Genomic DNA, 18,346 nt, shown 5'->3' on the forward strand with positions numbered 1-18,346 from the left:
AAGGGAGCGGCAACGGTCGTGACTAACTCCGCCTGGCAAAAGTCCAGTTACTCCGGATCAAGCAACGCATGTGTTGAGGTTCGTGTTGTCGCCGGGGTGATCGAGCTTCGTGAGTCCGATGAGGGCGAGGTCGTCGTCCGCACGACTGCCCGCAAGTTCGCCGTGTTCCTTCAGGGGGCAAAGGCTGGGGAGTTTGACCACTTCGCCGCCGATGCCTGAGCGAATCGTTTCGGCGGCCCCTTGCTCGTCGCGAGGGGCCGCCGTCGAAGGATCCTTGGGACCTCGTCCGATCGAACGAGAAAGGGAGATGGCGGCAGGCATGACTGACTCCAGCTGGCAGAAGTCCAGATCCAGCGAAGCGAACAGCAACTGTGTTGAAGTGCGGGCCATCGACGGGCTGATCGAACTCCGGGAGTCCGATGAGGGCGAGGTCGTCGTCCGCACGACCGCCCTCAAGTTCGCTTCGTTCCTTCAGGGGGCGAAGGCTGGGGAGTTTGACCACTTCACCGCCGACGCCTGAGTGAAACGATCCGGCGGCCACTTGCTGCTCGCGAGGGGCCGTCGGTGAGGGGTCCTTGGGACCTCGTCCGATCGAACGAGAAGAGAGGCGGGAGCAAGAATGACTAACTTCAGCTGGCAGAAGTCCAGTTACTCGGCTGCGAACTCTGAGTGCGTTGAGGTTCGTGTTGTCGCCGGGGTGATTGAACTTCGTGAGTCCGACGAGGGTGAGGTCGTCGTCCGTACGACCGTCTGCAAGTTCGCTTCGTTCCTCCAGGGGGCGAAGGCTGGGGAGTTTGACCACTTCACCGCCGACGCCTGAGCAGACCGTTTCGGCGGCCACTTGCTGCTCGCGAGGGGCCGTCGGTGAGGGGTCCTTGGGACCTCGTCCGATCGAACGAGAAGAGAGATGGCAGCAGGCATGACTAACTTCGTTTGGCAGAAGTCCAGTTACTCAGGTTCGAACGCCGATTGCGTTGAGGTCCGTGCGGTCGCCGGGCTCGTCGAACTCCGGGAGTCCGACGAGGGCGAGGTCATTGTCCGCACCACCGCCCTCAAGTTCGCCGCGTTCCTCCAGGGCGCGAAGGCCGGGGAGTTCGACCACTTGACCGCCGACGTCTGAGCGAAACGATCCGGCGGCCCCTTGCTGCTCTCGCAAGGGGCCGCCGGTGTGACCGCTGTCAGTGCTGCTGGTCGGGCTGGTTGGTGGCCGGGGCGCCCGTGCCGGTGCCGGTGTTGTTCGGGTCGGTCTTGGGGGCCGGGTCGGGGATGTCGGCCATCGGCAGGGACTGCTTGGGCGTGCCGTGCAGGGCCTGGTTCATGGCGTCGCGCCAGATCGGGCCGGGGCCGTCCGCGCCGAACACCTCGGTGCGGTACTTCCCGTTGATGGTGAGGTTGCGCATTTCGACGCCGCCGTTGGGGCCGCCGAGCCAGACGGCGGTGGCGAGCTGCGGGGTGTAGCCGTTGAACCAGGCGGCCCGCTTGCGGTCCGAGGTGCCGGTCTTGCCGGCGATCTGGCGGTTGTCGTCGAGGTTGAGCGCCGCGCCGGTGCCCTTGTTCTCGGTCACGCCGTTCAGGACGGTGTTCATCGCCCGCGCCGTGTCATCGGAGAACGCCTTCTCGCACTGGCCGGCCGGGACGGGGACGTCCTTGCCGTCCACGGTGGTGATCTTGTTGATGGCGATCGGGGCGCAGTGCTTGCCCTGGGCGGCGAAGGTCGCGTAGATGTTGGCCATGGTCAGCGGGCTCATCTCCTCCACTCCCAGGGCCATCGCGGGGACCTCCTCCAGCGGCTTGCCGCTGGCCTTGCTGGTGACGCCCAGCTTGTTGGCCATCTGCTTGACCGCGCAGAGGCCGATCTCCTGCTCCATCTGCACGAAGTAGGTGTTGACCGAGAGGGCCATCGCCTGCTTCAGCTGGTAGGGGCCCTTCTCGCTGGCGGACTCGTTGGGCACCACCGCCTTGGGCCGTCCCTGGTTCTTCCAGGTGCCCTCGCACGTCTTCATCGTGGGGTATTCCATCGAGTTCGGGGCCGAGTACTCCTGGGTCGCCGGCAGGCCCGCCTCCAGGGCCGCGGCCGCGACGACCGGCTTGAACGTGGAGCCGGGCTGGAAGCCGTTGCCGCCACCCATCGCCGCGTCGACGTTGAGGTTGACGACGGTCTGGTTCTTGTTGGCGTCCAGGCCGTACGGGCGGGTCTGGGCCATGGCGAGGATCTTGCCGGTGCCGGGTTCGACCATGGTGGCGGCGGCCGAGACGCTGTCCGTGACCTTCACGTTGGCGGTCACCGCGTTCTGGGCGGCGGCCTGCTTGTCCGGGTCCAGCGTGGTGTAGATGTTCAGGCCGCCGGTGTCCCAGAACTTCTTGCGGTCGGCGGCGCTCTGGCCGAACGCCGGGTCCTGCTTGACCACGTGCCGGACGTAGTCGCAGAAGAAGCCCATGCCGCCCTGGGCGGTGGCGGTGATGCAACCGTTCTGCGGATCCTTGAAGTTGAGACCCAGCGGGGCGGCCTTGGCCTCCTTGGCCTGGTCCGCGGTGATGTGCTTGTTCTCCAGCATCTTGTCGATGACCGTGTCCCGGCGCTTCTGCGCGGCCACCGGGTGCAGCTTCGGGTCGTACTGGGACGGGTTCTGCACCAGCCCGGCCAGCATGGCGGCCTCGGCGATGGTCAGGTCCTTGTTGCTCTTGCTGAAGTAGCGCTGGGAGGCGGCCTCCACGCCGTAGGCGCCGTTCCCGTAGTACGTGATGTTGAGGTAGTTGGTGAGGATCTGGTCCTTCGACAGGTCCTCCTCCAGCTTGATCGCGACCTTGAGCTCCTGGATCTTGCGACCCAGGGTCTTGCGCTGCGCCTCCAGCACCGCGGCCTGATCCTCGCCCGCCTTCTCGACGTTGACGTTCTTCACGTACTGCTGGGTCAGCGTCGAGGCGCCCTGCGAGGCGGTGCCGCTCTCGGCGTTCTTGCCGATCGCCCGGAGCACGCCCTTGAGGTCGACGGCGCCGTGCTCGTAGAAGCGGGCGTCCTCGATGTCCACCTGGGCCTGCCGCATGAACGGCGACATCTGCTCAGGGGCGAGGACGGTACGGTCGCGCTCGTACACCTTGGCGATCAGGCCGCCCTTGGCGTCGAAGATCTGCGTCGCCTGGGTGAGCGGCGGAGTCTTGAAGTCGCTGGGGATGTCTTCGAAGCCCTCCGCCGTGCCCTTGGCAGTCAGCCCGAAACCGCCGGCGGCGGGCAGGGCGAGGCCCGCCAGCAGCACACCGGACACCACGCTCGCCGCTAGGAAGATCGCACCGAAGCGGGCCAGCCGAAGCGGCGCCTTGCGGGGCGGGGGGAGAGCCGCGCTGTCGGAGGAATTCCATATCGGAGGGAGATTCGATTCCATCCAGGAATGCTAGCCCGCACACCTCGCTGGTCGAACGATTTTTCGTGCGCGGCTGTCACGGCTGTGCAACAGATACCGGAATTCGACTCCAATACATCAAGTCGCATACGCACCAAATAAGCGCAATAAGAAATTTAGGCCACCCGCAACCAATTCAGCTCCCCCTCGGTGGCACGACCACGGACCATGCCTGCCCGCCTACCGCGCCCTCCCCCTCTCGCAGCCCCGACACCACTTAGATGCCGCGAGCGGCCCAAAAGGTTGCCTACGCCCGGGAGCCTCGACGCCGACTCGCGCGACCCGCCCCCATCCAGACCCGCCAGCAGCGCCCCGACGCGCCCCACCCCCTCCCACACCCAGCCGCTGACGGCGCGCCACGGCACTGTCCGAGTCCCCTCAGCGCAGGAAGTCGGCCGAGCCGACTTCCTGCACCGAAGCCGCCTCCCCCTCGTGCCGAGTTGGTCGTGACTGACCCTCGCGACGTTGAGGTCTATGTCCGAAAGTTCGACGGGTTCGTGGGCGCGGCCTTGTTCGGTGACGAGATGCGCAGCCTGATCGAAAGCATCAGGGACGAGTTCTTGAGGGAACAGGAAATCGTCTTCTAGCGCGCCTCACTGCCCTATATATGTTGGTGCTCGCCCGCCACGGGTCAGGCGGCGGCCCAGCGTACGAGTCATGCCTCGGATTCATCTGACAAATGCCGGAGTTGGTGGCGTGGCCCAGGTGCAGGACCACCCCGAGGGCTCGTCGACCGTCGCCGTCAGCGGCCCCCGGGACCTGTGGCAGGCCATCGAGACCGCGTACCGAACCTGGCTCGACCGCAACCGGCCCCGGCGGGAGTGGTTCACCGTCGAGACGGGGCTTGAGGGGCAGTTCGTGGGCTACACGGGGCCGGACGGATCTTCGATCCAGTGGAAGCTCTGAGGAGGGTCACTTCGGCTTCACCAGGGCGATGTCGGAGACCGGGCCGAGGTGGGTGAGCTTGTCGGGGTTGGAGACCGAGTGGACGGCCTGGATGGCGCCGTCGGCGATGTCCAGTTCCAGCACGCCGGCGATGCGGCCCTCGGTGTCATAAAAGGCGGCGCCGGGGCGGCCGTTGACGGTGGCGGGTGTCAGTGTGACGCCGAGTTTGCGGTTGCGGCGGAGGCCGCCTATGAGGAGTTGGGCGACGCGGCGTAGGCCGGTGAGGGTCTTGCCGAGGGCGCGGGCCTTGCCGCCGCCGTCGCCGTGGAAGGCGATGTCGGGGGAGAGGAGTTGGAGCAGGGCGTCCAGGTCGCCGCCTTCGGTGGCTTCGAAGAATCTGCGGGCGAGTTCGTCGGCCTCGGCCTTGCGCGCCCGGGTGCCGACGGTCTGGGCCGAGGGGGTGAGGCGCTTGCGGGCGCGGGCGATGATCTGGCGGCAGTTGGCCTCGGACTTGCCGACGGCGTCGGCGATTTCCGGGTAGCCGTACCCGAAGGCCTCGCGGAGCATGAACACCGCCCGCTCGGTCGGGGAGAGGGCTTCCAGCAGGACGAGGAACGCCATCGACAACGCGTCGGCCAGCTCGGCGTGTTCGGCGGGCCCCGGGCGGTCGGCGGTCACCACGACGGGTTCGGGCAGCCACTCGCCCATGTACGTCTCTCGGCGGACCCTCGCCGACGTCAGGTGGTTGATGCCCAGTCTGGTCACCGACGTGGTCAGGTACGCCTTGAGGTTGGTGATCGTGGTCCCGGCCCGGTCGGCCCGGGTCAGGCCGAGGAGGGCGTCCTGGACGATGTCCTCGGCGTCGCCGACGGAGCCCGTCATCCCGTAGGCGATGGAGAACAGCAGCGGTCGGTAGCCGGCCGCATCCGTCGCAACTGCCGATTCCGCCATGGAGCTCCTCCCCCGGTTGGCCGAGCAGGGTATCCGCAGGCTACCCAACGGCGCGGCGAAGATGGTGATGCAGGTCACATCCATGCCTGTCACGACTCGCCGGGGTGCCCTGTCTCAGAGGGCACCAGCGGACGACGACAAGGGAGCACACGATGGAAGCCCGACTGAACCCCTTCGCCAGCCAGACCATGTCCAAGGTCCTCAAGCACCTCATCGCGGCCAACAAGGCGATCGTGGACTCGGCTCTGCCGTTCGCGACGCAGGAGATGGTGAAGCTGCGCGCCAGCCAGATCAACGGCTGCGGCTACTGCGTCGACATGCACTTCAAGGACGCCGTGCACGGCGGGGAGGAGGCGACCCGCCTCAACCTGGTCGCGGCCTGGCGGGAGGCGACGGTGTTCACGGACGCCGAGCGTGCCGCCCTGGAGCTGGCGGAGCAGGGCACCCGCCTGGCCGACGCGGCGGGCGGGGTCACGGACGAGGCCTGGGCGAACGCCGCGAAGTACTACGACGAGGAGCAGCTCGCGGCCCTGGTGGCCCTCATCGCGATCATCAACGCCTTCAACCGCGGCAACGTGATCACCCGGATGCCCGCCGGCGGCTACCGGCCCGGTCAGCACGCCTGACCGGAGCCCCTTCCGCGGCCGGGGAGTGGTCTCCCCGGCCGCGGGCGCCGGGTTCTCGGCCGTCGGCGCTTGCGGGGCGTTACCGTCCGTGCGCATACCACCCAGCCTGTGCTGGGGGCCTTGTGCTTAAAAAACCGACCGATAAGGTGTTAATCCAACATTCATCGATGCCGCATAGCCTCCGGGGGCTAGCCTCATGCCGAATGCCATCGTCCGACCAGGAGGCGAAAGCCCCGTGCAAGGCACAGTCACCACACCAGGCGGGTCCGCGGTGGCCGGCGGCCCTGGCGAGGCCTTCCTCCTCGTCGTCGACGACGAACCCAACATCCGCGAACTGCTCGCCGCCTCGCTGCGCTTCTCCGGTTTCCGGGTCGCCTCCGCCGCCAGCGGCACCGAGGCCCTCGACCTGATAGCCGTCGAACGCCCCGACCTCGTCGTCCTCGACGTGATGCTCCCGGACCTCGACGGCTTCACCGTCGTCGAGAAGCTGCGCGAGCGCACCAACCGCGGCCAGATCGCCGGGCCCGTGCACGGCCACCCCGGCGACCACCTCCCGGTGCTCTTCCTCACCGCCAAGGACGGCGTCGGCGACAAGGTCCAGGGCCTCGCCGCGGGCGCCGACGACTACGTCACCAAGCCGTTCAGCCTGGAGGAGCTGATCGCCCGGATCCGCGCCATCCTGCGCCGCTCCGGCGGGCCCGCCGAGGACGGCCGGCTCATCGTCGCCGACCTCAGCCTCGACCCGGTCGCCCACGAGGTCACCCGGGCCGGCACCCCCGTCGCGCTCTCCCCGACCGAGTTCAAGCTGCTGCACTACCTGATGGCCAACGTCGGCCGGGTGGTCTCCAAGGCGCAGATCCTCGACCACGTCTGGGCCTACGACTTCGGCGGCGACCTCTCCATTGTCGAGTCGTACATCTCCTACCTGCGCCGCAAGCTCGACTCCGGCCCGGCCCACGGCCCCAAGCTGATCCACACCGTGCGCGGCATCGGCTACGCGCTGCGCCGCCCCCCGCAGGGCTGACCGGTCCGCTCCGTGTCCGCCCGGCTCTCCACCCGGCTGTCGGTGTTCCGGCGGCCGTTCTCCCGGCTGCCAAAGCTGTCGGGGCTGTCAAAGCTGTCAAGGCTGTCCCTGCGCGCCCGGCTGCTGGTGCTCGCGCTGGTGCTGGTCACCACCGGGCTGGTGGTCAGCGACGCCGTCGTCCTCGGCACCGTCCGGGTGCAGCTGGTCGATCAACTCGACGAGCAGCTCCAGCGGTACGGGCTGCCGCTGTCCCACAAGGGCCCGGTCCGGGTCGGCACCCCGGAGGCCGGGCGCCCCGCCGTCACCGGCAAGCGCAGCACCCTGCCCAGCCAGTACCTGGTCCAGTACCTCTCCTCGGACGGCAAGGTGCAGGCCGTCATGCGCCAGCCCGTCTCCGACAGCGACCCGGCGCCCCAACTGGCCGGCCTCGACCCGACCCGCACCGAGCCCGACGTCCCCTTCGACCTGCCCGACCAGCGCGGCCACTACAACTGGCGGGTGCTCGTGCTGCCGATCCAGGCCCCCCGGGCCCCGGCCGCCGCCAGCCCCAGCGACTACGCCTCGCCCGCCGTCACCGCGACCTACGTCATGGTGGCCGTCTCCCGCTCGGACATCGACGCCACCGTCGGCAAGCTGCGCAGCTCCTTCCTCGCGATCGGCGGCGCCGTCCTGGTGCTGATTGCCGCGCTCGGGTTCTTCGCCGTCCGGGCCGGGCTGCGGCCACTGCGCCGGATCGAGGCCGGCGCCGCCCGGATCGCCGACGGCGAACTCTCCCACCGGATGCCGGAACTCTCCCCCGGCACCGAGGTCGGGCGGCTCTCCATCGCGCTCAACGGCATGCTCACCCAGATCGAGGCCGCCTTCGCCGCCCGCGCCGAATCCGAGGCCCGGATGCGGCGGTTCGTCGCCGACGCCTCGCACGAACTGCGCACCCCGCTCGCCGGGATCCGCGGCTTCACCGAGCTCTACCGGATGGGCGCACTGCCCACCGACGGGGACGTCAAACGGACCATGACCCGGATCGAGAGCGAGGCCGTCCGGATGGGCGCCCTGGTCGAGGACCTGCTGGTGCTCGCCCGGCTCGACGAGGAACGCCCGCTCGACCTCGCCCCGATGGACCTGCGCACCCTCGCCGCGGACGCGCTGCACGACCTCACCGCCCTCGACCCGACCCGGCCCGTCTCCCTCACCGGCCCGTCCGGCACCGGAGCCCCCGGCGCGGCCCCCGTCCTCGGCGACGAGGCCCGGCTGCGGCAGGTGGTCACCAACCTGGTCGGCAACGCGGTCAAGCACACCCCGCCCGGCACCCCGGTGCGGATCGGGGTCGGCGGCGCGGGCGGCGTCTGCCTGCTGGAGGTCGCCGACGCCGGGCCGGGGCTCACCGACGGCCAGGCCCAGCGGGTCTTCGACCGCTTCTACCGGGTCGACGCCTCCCGCAGCCGGCACGGCGGAGGCGGCGCCGGACTCGGCCTCGCCATCGCCACCGCGCTCACCCACGCGCACGGCGGCACCCTCACCCTGGACACCGCCCCCGGCGCCGGCGCCACGTTCCGGGTCGAACTGCCCACCAACGGTGACCGGACTTCCTGACGGCATTGTCGACACGTCAATTCCCTTGCTGACCAGGCAATGACGGGCGTTTTTCATTGCCGGAATGCGGCATGGAGCGTAAAGAATCCGTGTGCCTATGATCAGCGCTGTCGGGACGTCAAGAACGGCCCGGCACACGGCTTTTGCTTTCTTTCCGACCCGAAAGGGGTCATTGTGAAACTCCGCCGTACGCTGGTCTCGGCCGCCCTCGTCGCTGCCGTGATCTCGCCCGCAGCCATGCTCTCCGCGGCACCCGCCTTCGCGGAGTCGGCTTCGACGGCGCAGACCCGGAACGACACCGGCTCGATCGCGGAGCTGGAGAAGGCCGCCGCCGGCGCGGCCAAGGCCCACCAGGCCGCCGTCGCCGCCGAGGCCGCCGGGCAGGCCGAGACCACGGCCTTCATGAACAACCCGCAGCCCTACCTCGGCAAGCTCCAGGAGGCCCAGGCCGCCGCCAAGACGGCCGCCGCGGCCCACGAGAAGACCTACAACGAAGCCGTGGAGGCCTCGGCCGCGTACCGCTCCGCGAAGCCGGAGGAGCTGGAAGCGGCCAGGGTGCGGATGCTGGCGGCGTTCGACGCCGCCAACGCCGCCACCGACGCGGACACCAAGGCCAAGGCCGCCGTGACCGCCGCCGGCACGGCGCTGGACGACGCCAAGGTCGCGGCGATGCGCAAGCTCCACGGGCTGCAGGAGGCCACCAAGGCCGCGGCCGCCGCCCAGGCCACCGCGGACAAGGCCCTCGCCGACGCCAAGGCCGCCGCCGAGAAGCCGGTCGACAAGCCCGCCGACAAGCCGGCCGACAAGCCGAGCGAGAAGCCGGCCGAGCAGCCCGCCCCGGCCACGGCGGAGCAGCCGGCCGCCGTCACCCCGATCTCGGACACCACCGCGTCGACCAGCTCCGCCAAGCCGACGGCCAAGGCGACCACGGCGAGCAGCCAGACCAAGTCGACGACCGCCGCCACGGCCAAGGCGACCACTGGTTCGACCACCGAGCTCGCCGAGACCGGTTCCAACCCGGCCACCCCGTACCTGGCGCTGGGTTCCGGCCTGGCCCTCAGCCTGGGTGCGGCGGCCCTCTACGTCTCCCGCCGCAAGCCGGCCCGCTCCTCCTCCTGATCCACCCGGTTCGCGCCCGCTCGGGAGGAGGGCGCGGACCCCACAGCACCCCGAACCGCAGGGCAGGCCCCCTCCCGGCCTGCTTTGCGGTTTCGCGTTTCCCGGCCCCGAAACGCCCCGATCGGGTGAACGGCGGGAGTTCACCCGACCGGCCCCTCGGTCGTGTGCGACGGTCCAGGTGCTCACTCACGCACCGGGAGATCGCTATGGACCCTGATCAGAGGTTGTGGAAGGCCTGGAAGACCATGGCCCTCCCGAAGCACACGCGCGCGGAGATCGACGAAGACAGCATCACCATCTCGGTCATCGGTGACCTCCGTCATGCAGCGGTGGGAGGTGGCCTCAGGAAGGTCCTGACGAAGCACCTGCGCGGGACGGGGTACACGGCGACGCAAGGCCGGTATGTGACCGCCGGTTTGAAGGTGATGAAACCTGACCTCGCCGTGGCACCGGACGACACGAAGGCGGCCGAACACCCTGAGGGTGTGGGGCTGTTGGCGTCCGGGATTCCCCTTGTCGCCGAGGTCGTGTGGCCCGACTGCTACGAACGCCGTGACCAGGAGTTCAAGCCGCGCGCCTACGCTTCCGCAGGCATTCCGGTGTACGTGATCATCGATGACTACGGTCACGGCGGTACCGTGACCGTACTTTCCCGTCCCGACTCCGAGCGCCGTGCCTACGCCGCCTCGACCCGGATCCCGTACGGCGAGGAGGCCGTGATCCCCGAGGGCCCCGCGAAGGGGTTCGTGATCGGGCCGGAGATCACCGGTGAGCGCCGTGGCTGATCCCGTGGCTGGTCCTGGGGTGTCGTTCCGGCGGGATCTGTCCGAGTGGCGGGTCGCGCTGGTCGCGTGGCGGCTGCTGGTGTTGCAGGCGGCGGATCCGGTGGTGGGGGCCGGGATGGCGGAGCACTCGACGTACCAGGCGCATCCGTGGCGGCGGGTGGAGCACACGCTGGGGAGCGGGCGGCGGCTGTTCTACCAGGACGGGGAGGCGTTGCGGCGGGAGGTCGCGCGGCTGGACCGGGCGCACAAGCGGATCCGCGGGACGGCGCCGGACGGGCGGGCGTACGACGCCGAGGACGCGGCGACCCGGGCGTGGGTGCTGCTGACGCTGTTCGAGTGCGTGGTCGCGATGCGGCGGCTGGGCGGGGATCCGTACGACGCCGGCCAACTGGAGGCGGCGTACCGGGAGTTCACCGGATCGGTGGCGGCCTTCGGGCTTCCTGAGGGCGAACTCCCCGCCAGCACAGCCGAGTTGCCCGCGTACTTCGCCCGGGCGGCGCGCGAGCGGCTGGAGTTCACCGAGGCGACCCGCTACCTGCTGGAGGACATGCTGCGCGGGGCCCCGCGGCCGCGCCGGCTGTGGTTCCTCGGGGACGCCGGGTGGCGGGTGCTGCGGGTGGTGGTGGCGCGGGCGATCACGGCGCTGACGGTGGCGGATCTGCCGCCGGCGGTGCGGGAGCGGTTCGGGCTGGTGCGGACGCGGCGGGCCGCGCTGTTGTCCTGGCTGCTGCACCGGGGCGCCGGCGCGGTCGTCCCGCTGCTGCCGGACCGGGTGCGCTACCGCTCTCCGGAACGGGGCGGTGCTCCGTCCCGGTGGCGTCCGCCGCGCAGGGACCCGCGCCGGGACGCGCGCGGCTCCCGGGTGGACCGGTTCTTCCGCGAGGTGCTGGACCAGACCGGCGACGGCTTCCTCACCGTCCACGACCTGCGGGCGATGGCGCACAACGTGTGCTGGCAGCTGGAGTTGGACGATGCCGCCGAGGCGCGGGTGTACCAGGCCTTCGACGGCTGGTGGGAGCAGCTGCGCGCGGCGATGGACGCGAACGGCGACGGCAAGGTGAGCCGGGAGGAGTTCGTGGCGGCCACCGTCGCGGGCTGCGACCGGGATCCGGCCTATCTGGAGCAGGGGCTGCTGCCCGCGCTGCGGGCCGTGTTCACTGCCGCGGACACCGACGGCAGCGGCTTCCTGGAGGCGGACGAGTACCGGGCGGTGTTCGGCGGCCCGCGCGTTCATCCGGCCGAACTGTCGCACGGGTTCCGCCAGTTGGACGTGGACGGGGACGGCCGGATCACCGTGGAGGAGTTCCTGCACGGCTTCACCGAGTTCTTCACCGCCCGCGCCGACTCCACCCCGGGCACCCAGCTCCTCGGCCGGGCGTAGCGGGAGGGCGTAGCGGAGAAGCGAGGACGGGACCAGGGGTCGCTGGTCCCGCCAGGCGCCCGCGCCGCCGTGTCAAGCGCCGGATCGGCCAAGACCGCTCCGCCGGCTGCCCGGCCGTTCGTTGTCAGGGCCGTGGACGGCTCCGCAGACTGTCCCCACCGCCACTGCGTTCACCACTGCACCGCCGCCGCACGGTCACGCGCGGTCACATGCGGCCACACAAGGCCACACCCCGCTACGTACGGCTACGCACCGTTCCGAAGGTGTCAACCCCACCCCGCCTGCGATTCCTTCGTAAGGATGATGGATACTGCTCCTTGTGAACGTGTTCACGTTCACAAGCGGACAAGCTTGCGTAGTCGGGCAGCGGTCTACAGCTATAGATGAAGTTTGTCCGAAACATGCCCTTCAACAGGGCCGGTCGGTTGGAGAGAGGGCGACGTGGAGCTGGCAATCGCTCACGAGACCATCGCGCGATGGCAATTCGGCATCACCACCGTTTACCACTTCCTCTTCGTCCCGCTCACCATCAGCCTCGCCGCCATCGTGGCCGGGCTGGAGACCGCCTGGGTGAGGACGAACAAGGAGAAGTACTTCCACGCCACGAAGTTCTGGGGGAAGCTCTTCCTGATCAACATCGCGATGGGCGTGGTCACCGGCATCGTCCAGGAATTCCAGTTCGGCATGAACTGGTCCGACTACTCCCGTTTCGTCGGCGACGTCTTCGGCGCCCCGCTCGCGATGGAGGCGTTGATCGCCTTCTTCTTCGAGTCCACCTTCATCGGCCTGTGGATCTTCGGCTGGGACAAGCTGCCGAAGAAGATCCACTGCGCCTGCATGTGGATGGTCGCCCTGGGCACCGTGCTCTCCGCCTACTTCATCCTGGCGGCCAACTCCTGGATGCAGCACCCGGTCGGCTACTCGATCGACCCGGCCACCGGCAAGGCCCAGCTCACCGACATCGCCAAGGTGCTGTTCCAGAACACCACCCTCACCGTGGTGGCGCACACCCTGACCGCCGCCTTCCTCACCGGCGCGGCCTTCATGGTCGGCATCGCCTCCTTCCACCTCTGGAAGGCCAAGCGCAAGCCGGAGAACGCCGACCCCAAGAAGACCGCCGTGATGCGCACTTCGCTGCGACTCGGCCTGGTCCTCGCCGTGGTCTTCGGCGCCGGCACCGCGCTCAGCGGCGACTCGCTCGCCAAGGTCATGTTCGAGCAGCAGCCGATGAAGATGGCCGCCGCCGAGGCCCTGTGGGACACCCAGTCGCCCGCGCCGTTCTCGATCTTCGCGGTCGGCGACGTCAGCAAGGGCCACAACTCGGTCGAGCTGGAGATCCCCGGGATACTCTCCTTCCTCGCCCACAGCGACTTCAACTCCTCCGTCCCCGGCATCAACGACACCGCGGCCGCCGAGGCCGCCAAGTACGGCGGCGACCCCAAGGACTACATCCCGAGCATCTTCGTCACCTACTGGGGCTTCCGCCTCATGATCGGTTTCGGGATGACCTCCTTCGTGGCCGGCCTGATCGGGCTCTGGACCACCCGGCGCAAGAAGTTCCTGCGCCCCGAGTTCCGCACCGGCGAGACCGAGGTGCCCCGGCTGATGCTCACCCCCGGGCGGGAGATGGGTCCGTTCCTCACCAAGTGGAGCTGGCGGATCGGCATCCTGACCATGGGATTCCCGCTGATCGCCAACAGCTTCGGCTGGATCTTCACCGAGATGGGCCGCCAGCCCTGGGCCGTCTTCGGCCTGATGACCACGGCGAGCGCGGTCTCCCCCAACGTGAGCGTCGGCACCCAGATCGGCGCCCTCACCACCTTCACCCTGCTGTACGCGATCCTCGCCGTCGTCGAGGTCCGGCTGCTGGTGAAGTACGCCAAGGCCGGCCCGGTGGTGACCGAGCAGCCCCCCGCCAAGGACCCGACGCTGCGCGGACCGTCCTCGGACGACGACGCCGACAAGCCTCTCGCCTTCGCCTACTGAGGACCACAGGGGATCTGACATGCAACTCCACGACGTCTGGTTCGTACTGATCGCGGTCCTGTGGATCGGCTACTTCTTCCTGGAGGGCTTCGACTTCGGGATCGGCATCCTCACCAAGCCGCTCGCCCGCAACACCGCCGAACGGCGGGTCCTGATCAACACCATCGGCCCGGTCTGGGACGGCAACGAGGTCTGGCTGCTGACCGCCGGCGGCGCCACCTTCGCGGCCTTCCCGGACTGGTACGCGACCCTGTTCAGCGGCTTCTACATCCCGCTGCTGATCATCCTGGTCTGCCTCATCGTGCGCGGCGTGGCCTTCGAGTACCGGGCCAAGCGCGACGACGCGCGCTGGCAGCGCAACTGGGAGGAGGCCATCTTCTGGACCTCGCTGCTCCCGGCCTTCCTGTGGGGCGTGGCCTTCGCCAACATCGTGCGCGGCGTCGACATCGACGCGCAGAAGAACTACGTCGGCACCTTCTGGGACCTGCTCAACCCGTACGCCATCCTCGGTGGCCTGGTGACGCTCAGCCTGTTCACCTTCCACGGCGCGGTGTTCGCGGCGCTCAAGACGGTCGGCGACATCCGCGACCGGGCGCGGGCCACCGCCCTGCGGGTGGGCGTGGTGGCGGCGGTGCTGGCGCTGGCCTTCCTGCTCTGGACGCAGGCCGACAACGGCAACGGCCGCAGCCTGGCCGCCCTGATCATCGCCGTGCTGGCCCTGGTCGGCGCCCTGGCGGCCAACCAACTCGGCCGCGAGGGATGGGCGTTCATCCTCTCCGGGGCGACCATCGTGGCCGCCGTCGCGATGCTCTTCCTGGCGCTCTTCCCGAACGTCATGCCCTCCACCCTCAACGACGGCTGGAGCCTGACCGTCAGCAACGCGGCCTCCTCGCCGTACACGCTGAAGCTGATGACCATCGTGGCCGCGGTGTTCACCCCGCTCGTGCTGCTCTACCAGGGCTGGACGTACTGGGTGTTCCGCAAGCGCATCGGCGTCCAGCACATCCCCGGGCACAACCCGGCCGCCGCGCTCGACCAGGCCTGACGCCGTGAAGCCGGTCGACCCCCGACTCCTCGGGTACGCCCGCACCACCCGTGCCTTCCTCGCCGGATCCGTGCTCCTCGGCGGGGCGGGCGCGGCCCTGGTGGTCGCCCAGGCGAGTCTGATCGCCGAGATCGTCGTCCGCGCCTTCCAGCGCCAGGCGACCCTCGGCGAACTGACCACGCCGCTGCTGCTGCTCGCCCTGACGGCCGTCGGGCGCGGGCTGGTCGGCTGGCTCACCGAACTCACCGCGCACCGGTCCGTCGCCCGGGTGAAGTCCACCCTGCGGCGCCGGCTGCTCGACCACGCCACCGCGCTCGGCCCGGCCTACCTGGCGGGCCGGCGCACCGGCGAACTCACCACCCTCGCCACCCGCGGCGTCGACGCGCTGGACGACTACTTCGCCCGCTACCTGCCGCAGTTGGCGCTCGCCGTCGTCGTCCCGGTGATCGTGCTGCTGCGGATCGTCGGCGCCGACTTCACCTCGGCCGCGATCATCGCCGGGACGCTCCCGCTGATCCCGCTGTTCATGGTGCTGATCGGGATGGCCACCCAGAGCCGGATGGACCGGCAGTGGGGCACCCTGGCCCGGCTCTCGCACCACTTCCTCGACGTGGTGGCCGGACTGCCCACCCTCAAGGTGTTCAACCGGGCCCGCGCCCAGGCCGCCACCATCGCCCGGATCACCGCCGACTACCGCCGCGCCACCCTGCGCACCCTGCGGATCGCCTTCATCTCCTCCTTCGCGCTGGAACTGCTCTCCACCCTGTCGGTCGCACTGGTCGCGGTCACCGTCGGCTTCCGGCTGGTGGACGGCACGCTCGACCTGGAGACCGGGCTGCTGATCCTGATCCTCGCCCCCGAGGTGTACTTCCCGATCCGCCAGGTCGGCGCGCTCTACCACTCCAGCGTGGAGGGCCTGACCGCCGCCGACGAGATCTTCCAGGTGCTGGAGACCCCGCTGCCCGCCGCCGGCACGGTGCCCGCACCCGCCCTCACCGGGGCCGTCGTCGCCGTCTCCGACCTGGTCGTACGCCACCCCGGCCGGACCGGGCCCGCCCTGGACGGCGCCGCGCTGACCCTGCGCCCGGGCACCACCACCGCCCTCACCGGCCCGAGCGGGGCCGGCAAGTCCACCCTGCTCGCCGTCCTGCTCGGCCTCGTCGCCCCGGACGCCGGCACCGTCCGGATCACCGTCGCCGACGGGCGGACCCACGACCTGGCCGCACTGGAACCGGCGAGCTGGCGGCGGCAGATCGCCTGGGTGCCGCAGCACCCGCACCTGTTCGCCGGGACGGTCGCCGACAACCTGCGGCTCTACCGCCCGGAGGCCACCGACGAGCAGCTGTGGACGGCGCTGCGGGCCGCGCACGCGCTCGACTTCGTGACCAGGCTGGACGCCCCGCTCGGCGAGGACGGCGCCGGGCTCTCCGCCGGGCAGCGCCAGCGGCTCGCGCTCGCCCGCGTCCTGCTCGCCGACGACCGGCCGCTGGTCCTCCTCGACGAGCCGACCGCCAACCTGGACGGCGCCTCCGAGGCCGCCGTCGTGGACGCCGTCCGGACGCTCGCCGAGGACCCGGCGCGCACCGTGCTGATCGTCGCCCACCGGCCGGCGCTGCTGGCCGTTGCCGACCAGCGGGTCCGGCTGGCGGGGGCGCCCGCCCCGGCCGCCGGCCCGGCTGCGGCTGTGGCCTCCGCTGCGGTCTCCGCTGCGGTCGGGCGGCCCGCGCACAGCGGGCGGCCGACGCCCGCCCCCGCCACGGCGCAGGACGAGCCCGAAGCGGCCGCCGCCACCCCGCGGCTGGCGCTGTCCGTCCTGCTCGGCGCGCTCGCCCTCGGCTGCGCCGTCGCGCTGATGGCCACCTCCGGCTACCTGATCTCCCGGGCCTCCGAGATGCCGCCGGTGCTCTACCTGATGATGGCCGTCACCTCGGTACGGGCCTTCGGCATCGGCCGCAGCGTCTTCCGCTACGCCGAACGGCTGGTCTCGCACGACGCCGTGCTGCGCACCCTCGGCACCCTGCGGGCCGCCGTCTACCGGCGGCTCACCGCGCTCGCCCCGGCCGGACTGCCCGCCTTCCGGCGCGGCGACCTGCTCTCCCGGCTGGTCGCCGACGTCGACGCGATCCAGGACCACCACCTGCGCTGGCGACTGCCGGCCGCCGTGGCGGGCGTGGTCTCGCTGGCCGCGACGGCGGCGATGGGCGCCTTCCTGCCCGCCGCCGGGGTCGTGCTCGGGATCGGGCTGCTGCTCGCGGGCGCGGTGGTGCCCGCCCTGGCCGCCCGCTGGTCGGCCGGTGCCGAACGGCGGCAGGCCCCGGAGCGCGGGCGGCTCGCCACCACCGTCGTCGACGCCTTCACCGGCACCGCCGAACTCACCGTGGCCGGCGCGCTGCCCGGCCGGCTCGCCGCCGTCCACGGCGCCGACGCCGCACTCACCCGGCTGGCCGCCCGCTCGGCGGCCACCACCGCGCTCGGCACCGGGCTGATCACGCTGCTCACCGGGCTGACCGTGACCGCCGCGGCGGCCGTCGGCGTCCAGGGGGTGCACGGCGGCGCGCTGGCGCCGGTCTGCCTGGCCGTGGTCGTGCTCACCCCGCTGGCCGCGTTCGAGGCCGTCACCGGGATGCCGCTGGCCGTCCAGGCGCGCCAGCGCAGCCGGGCCGCGCGGGCCCGGCTGGACGAGGTGCTGGAGGCCGAGGCCGCCGTCCCGGAGCCGGCCGCGCCCGCCGCGCTGCCCGAACAGCCGCTGCCGGTCGCCGTGCGCGGACTGACCGTCCGGCACCCCGGGCAGGCCGTGGACGCGCTCACCGGCGTCGACCTCGACCTCGCGGCCGGCCGCCGGATCGCCGTGGTCGGCCCGTCCGGCTCCGGCAAGACCACGCTGGCCCAGGCGCTGCTGCGGTTCCTGGAGCCGAGCGCGGGCGCCGTCACCTTCGCCGACGGCCGCCCACGGGCAGTGGACAGCCGCGCGCTCGCGGGCGAGGACGTCCGCCGGGTGATCGGACTGTGTGCCCAGGACGCCCACGTCTTCGACAGCTCGCTGCGGGAGAACCTGCGGCTGGCCCGGCCGGGCGCCACCGAGGACGACCTGCGCGCCGCGCTCGCCGCCGCCCGGCTGCTGGACTGGACGCTGACCCTGCCCGACGGCCTGGACACCATGGTCGGCGAGCACGGCGCCCGGCTCTCCGGCGGCCAGCGGCAGCGCCTCGCACTGGCCCGGGCCCTGCTCGCCGACTTCCCGGTGCTCGTCCTGGACGAGCCCGCCGAACACCTCGACCTGCTCACCGCCGACGCGCTCACCATCGACCTGCTGGCCGCCACCGAGGGCCGCACCACCGTGCTGATCACCCACCGGCTGGCCGGTCTGGACGACACCACCGTCGACGAGGTGCTGGTGCTGGACGGCGGCCGGGTCGCCGAGCGCGGCCGCTGGTCGGAGCTGATCGCGGACCGGGACGGGCGGCTGCACGCCATGTGGCGGCGGGAGCGGGAGGCGGACGGGCTGGTGGAGCGGGAGGCGGACGGGCTGGTGGAGCCGGTCGGGGCCACCCGTTAG

16 protein-coding genes are annotated in these 18,346 nt (G+C 70.8%); 14 read left to right on the top strand and 2 right to left on the bottom strand.

Annotated features, from left to right (window positions below):
- The first annotated feature begins 18 nt into the window (after window positions 1-18).
- The 4 genes from ACFVHI_RS03265 (at window position 19) to ACFVHI_RS03280 (ending at window position 1,120) form a co-directional block, all read left to right on the top strand.
- Window positions 19-219 carry a DUF397 domain-containing protein gene (locus tag ACFVHI_RS03265; RefSeq protein WP_380335269.1) on the top strand — a complete coding sequence of 67 codons (201 nt, stop codon included), beginning with the start codon at window positions 19-21 and terminating at the stop codon, window positions 217-219.
- Window positions 220-319: 100 nt separating this feature from the next.
- Window positions 320-520: a DUF397 domain-containing protein gene (locus tag ACFVHI_RS03270; RefSeq protein WP_380335272.1), complete on the top strand. Its 201-nt coding sequence runs from the start codon at window positions 320-322 to the stop codon at window positions 518-520.
- A 99-nt stretch (window positions 521-619) separates the two neighbouring features.
- Window positions 620-820, top strand: coding sequence for a DUF397 domain-containing protein (locus ACFVHI_RS03275; protein WP_380335275.1), 201 nt, complete (start codon window positions 620-622; stop codon window positions 818-820).
- Between the two features lie 99 nt (window positions 821-919).
- Entirely contained in the window at window positions 920-1,120 is a 201-nt protein-coding gene (locus ACFVHI_RS03280; protein WP_380335278.1) for a DUF397 domain-containing protein, read from the top strand.
- A 58-nt stretch (window positions 1,121-1,178) separates the two neighbouring features.
- On the opposite strand, the gene ACFVHI_RS03285 is transcribed toward ACFVHI_RS03280, so the two are convergent.
- Window positions 1,179-3,380, bottom strand: a complete 2,202-nt coding sequence (locus ACFVHI_RS03285; RefSeq protein WP_380335281.1) for a transglycosylase domain-containing protein — start codon at window positions 3,378-3,380, stop codon at window positions 1,179-1,181.
- Between the two features lie 714 nt (window positions 3,381-4,094).
- Between ACFVHI_RS03285 and ACFVHI_RS03290 the strand changes: the two genes are divergently transcribed.
- Window positions 4,095-4,304 carry a hypothetical protein gene (locus tag ACFVHI_RS03290; RefSeq protein ID WP_380335284.1) on the top strand — a complete coding sequence of 70 codons (210 nt, stop codon included), beginning with the start codon at window positions 4,095-4,097 and terminating at the stop codon, window positions 4,302-4,304.
- 6 nt (window positions 4,305-4,310) lie between these two features.
- Here the strand turns inward: ACFVHI_RS03290 and ACFVHI_RS03295 are convergent, their stop codons facing one another.
- Window positions 4,311-5,234, bottom strand: coding sequence for an RNA polymerase sigma-70 factor (locus ACFVHI_RS03295; protein WP_380335287.1), 924 nt, complete (start codon window positions 5,232-5,234; stop codon window positions 4,311-4,313).
- 152 nt (window positions 5,235-5,386) lie between these two features.
- Here ACFVHI_RS03295 and ACFVHI_RS03300 point away from each other — a divergent pair, with 152 nt between their 5' ends.
- The 9 genes from ACFVHI_RS03300 to cydD all read left to right on the top strand — a co-directional run bounded on the left by ACFVHI_RS03300 (window position 5,387) and on the right by cydD (window position 18,346).
- The gene (locus ACFVHI_RS03300; RefSeq protein ID WP_063348403.1) at window positions 5,387-5,860 is read left to right on the top strand and encodes a carboxymuconolactone decarboxylase family protein; all 474 of its coding nucleotides are present in this window, start codon (window positions 5,387-5,389) and stop codon (window positions 5,858-5,860) included.
- A 235-nt stretch (window positions 5,861-6,095) separates the two neighbouring features.
- Window positions 6,096-6,884, top strand: a complete 789-nt coding sequence (locus ACFVHI_RS03305) for a response regulator transcription factor (protein WP_244293403.1) — start codon at window positions 6,096-6,098, stop codon at window positions 6,882-6,884.
- A gap of 12 nt (window positions 6,885-6,896) precedes the next feature.
- Complete coding sequence (locus ACFVHI_RS03310) at window positions 6,897-8,474, top strand: cell wall metabolism sensor histidine kinase WalK (protein WP_244293402.1); 1,578 nt, start codon at window positions 6,897-6,899, stop codon at window positions 8,472-8,474.
- Window positions 8,475-8,648: 174 nt separating this feature from the next.
- The gene (locus ACFVHI_RS03315; protein WP_380335292.1) at window positions 8,649-9,593 is read left to right on the top strand and encodes an LAETG motif-containing sortase-dependent surface protein; all 945 of its coding nucleotides are present in this window, start codon (window positions 8,649-8,651) and stop codon (window positions 9,591-9,593) included.
- 206 nt (window positions 9,594-9,799) lie between these two features.
- Window positions 9,800-10,378: a Uma2 family endonuclease gene (locus ACFVHI_RS03320; RefSeq protein ID WP_380335295.1), complete on the top strand. Its 579-nt coding sequence runs from the start codon at window positions 9,800-9,802 to the stop codon at window positions 10,376-10,378.
- Window positions 10,379-10,382: 4 nt separating this feature from the next.
- On the top strand, window positions 10,383-11,759 hold the full coding sequence (locus tag ACFVHI_RS03325; protein WP_380335298.1) for an oxygenase MpaB family protein: 1,377 nt from the start codon (window positions 10,383-10,385) through the stop codon (window positions 11,757-11,759).
- A 441-nt stretch (window positions 11,760-12,200) separates the two neighbouring features.
- Window positions 12,201-13,745: a cytochrome ubiquinol oxidase subunit I gene (locus ACFVHI_RS03330; protein WP_063348399.1), complete on the top strand. Its 1,545-nt coding sequence runs from the start codon at window positions 12,201-12,203 to the stop codon at window positions 13,743-13,745.
- Between the two features lie 19 nt (window positions 13,746-13,764).
- A complete protein-coding gene (gene cydB / locus ACFVHI_RS03335; RefSeq protein ID WP_063348398.1) occupies window positions 13,765-14,790 on the top strand; it encodes a cytochrome d ubiquinol oxidase subunit II in 1,026 nt (341 codons plus the stop codon).
- 4 nt (window positions 14,791-14,794) lie between these two features.
- Window positions 14,795-18,346, top strand: a complete 3,552-nt coding sequence (gene cydD, locus ACFVHI_RS03340) for a thiol reductant ABC exporter subunit CydD (protein WP_380335301.1) — start codon at window positions 14,795-14,797, stop codon at window positions 18,344-18,346.

Source organism: Kitasatospora sp. NPDC127121, assembly GCF_042677305.1.
Lineage (GTDB): Bacteria > Actinomycetota > Actinomycetes > Streptomycetales > Streptomycetaceae > Kitasatospora.

Coding starts and splice junctions, on each gene's coding strand:
- ACFVHI_RS03270 (WP_380335272.1), top strand. CDS start 320: ATGACTGACTCCAGCTGGCAGAAGTCCAGATCCAGCGAAGCGAACAGC.
- ACFVHI_RS03280 (WP_380335278.1), top strand. CDS start 920: ATGACTAACTTCGTTTGGCAGAAGTCCAGTTACTCAGGTTCGAACGCC.
- cydB (WP_063348398.1), top strand. CDS start 13,765: ATGCAACTCCACGACGTCTGGTTCGTACTGATCGCGGTCCTGTGGATC.
- ACFVHI_RS03300 (WP_063348403.1), top strand. CDS start 5,387: ATGGAAGCCCGACTGAACCCCTTCGCCAGCCAGACCATGTCCAAGGTC.
- ACFVHI_RS03295 (WP_380335287.1), bottom strand. CDS start 5,234: ATGGCGGAATCGGCAGTTGCGACGGATGCGGCCGGCTACCGACCGCTG.
- ACFVHI_RS03275 (WP_380335275.1), top strand. CDS start 620: ATGACTAACTTCAGCTGGCAGAAGTCCAGTTACTCGGCTGCGAACTCT.
- ACFVHI_RS03320 (WP_380335295.1), top strand. CDS start 9,800: ATGGACCCTGATCAGAGGTTGTGGAAGGCCTGGAAGACCATGGCCCTC.
- ACFVHI_RS03285 (WP_380335281.1), bottom strand. CDS start 3,380: ATGGAATCGAATCTCCCTCCGATATGGAATTCCTCCGACAGCGCGGCT.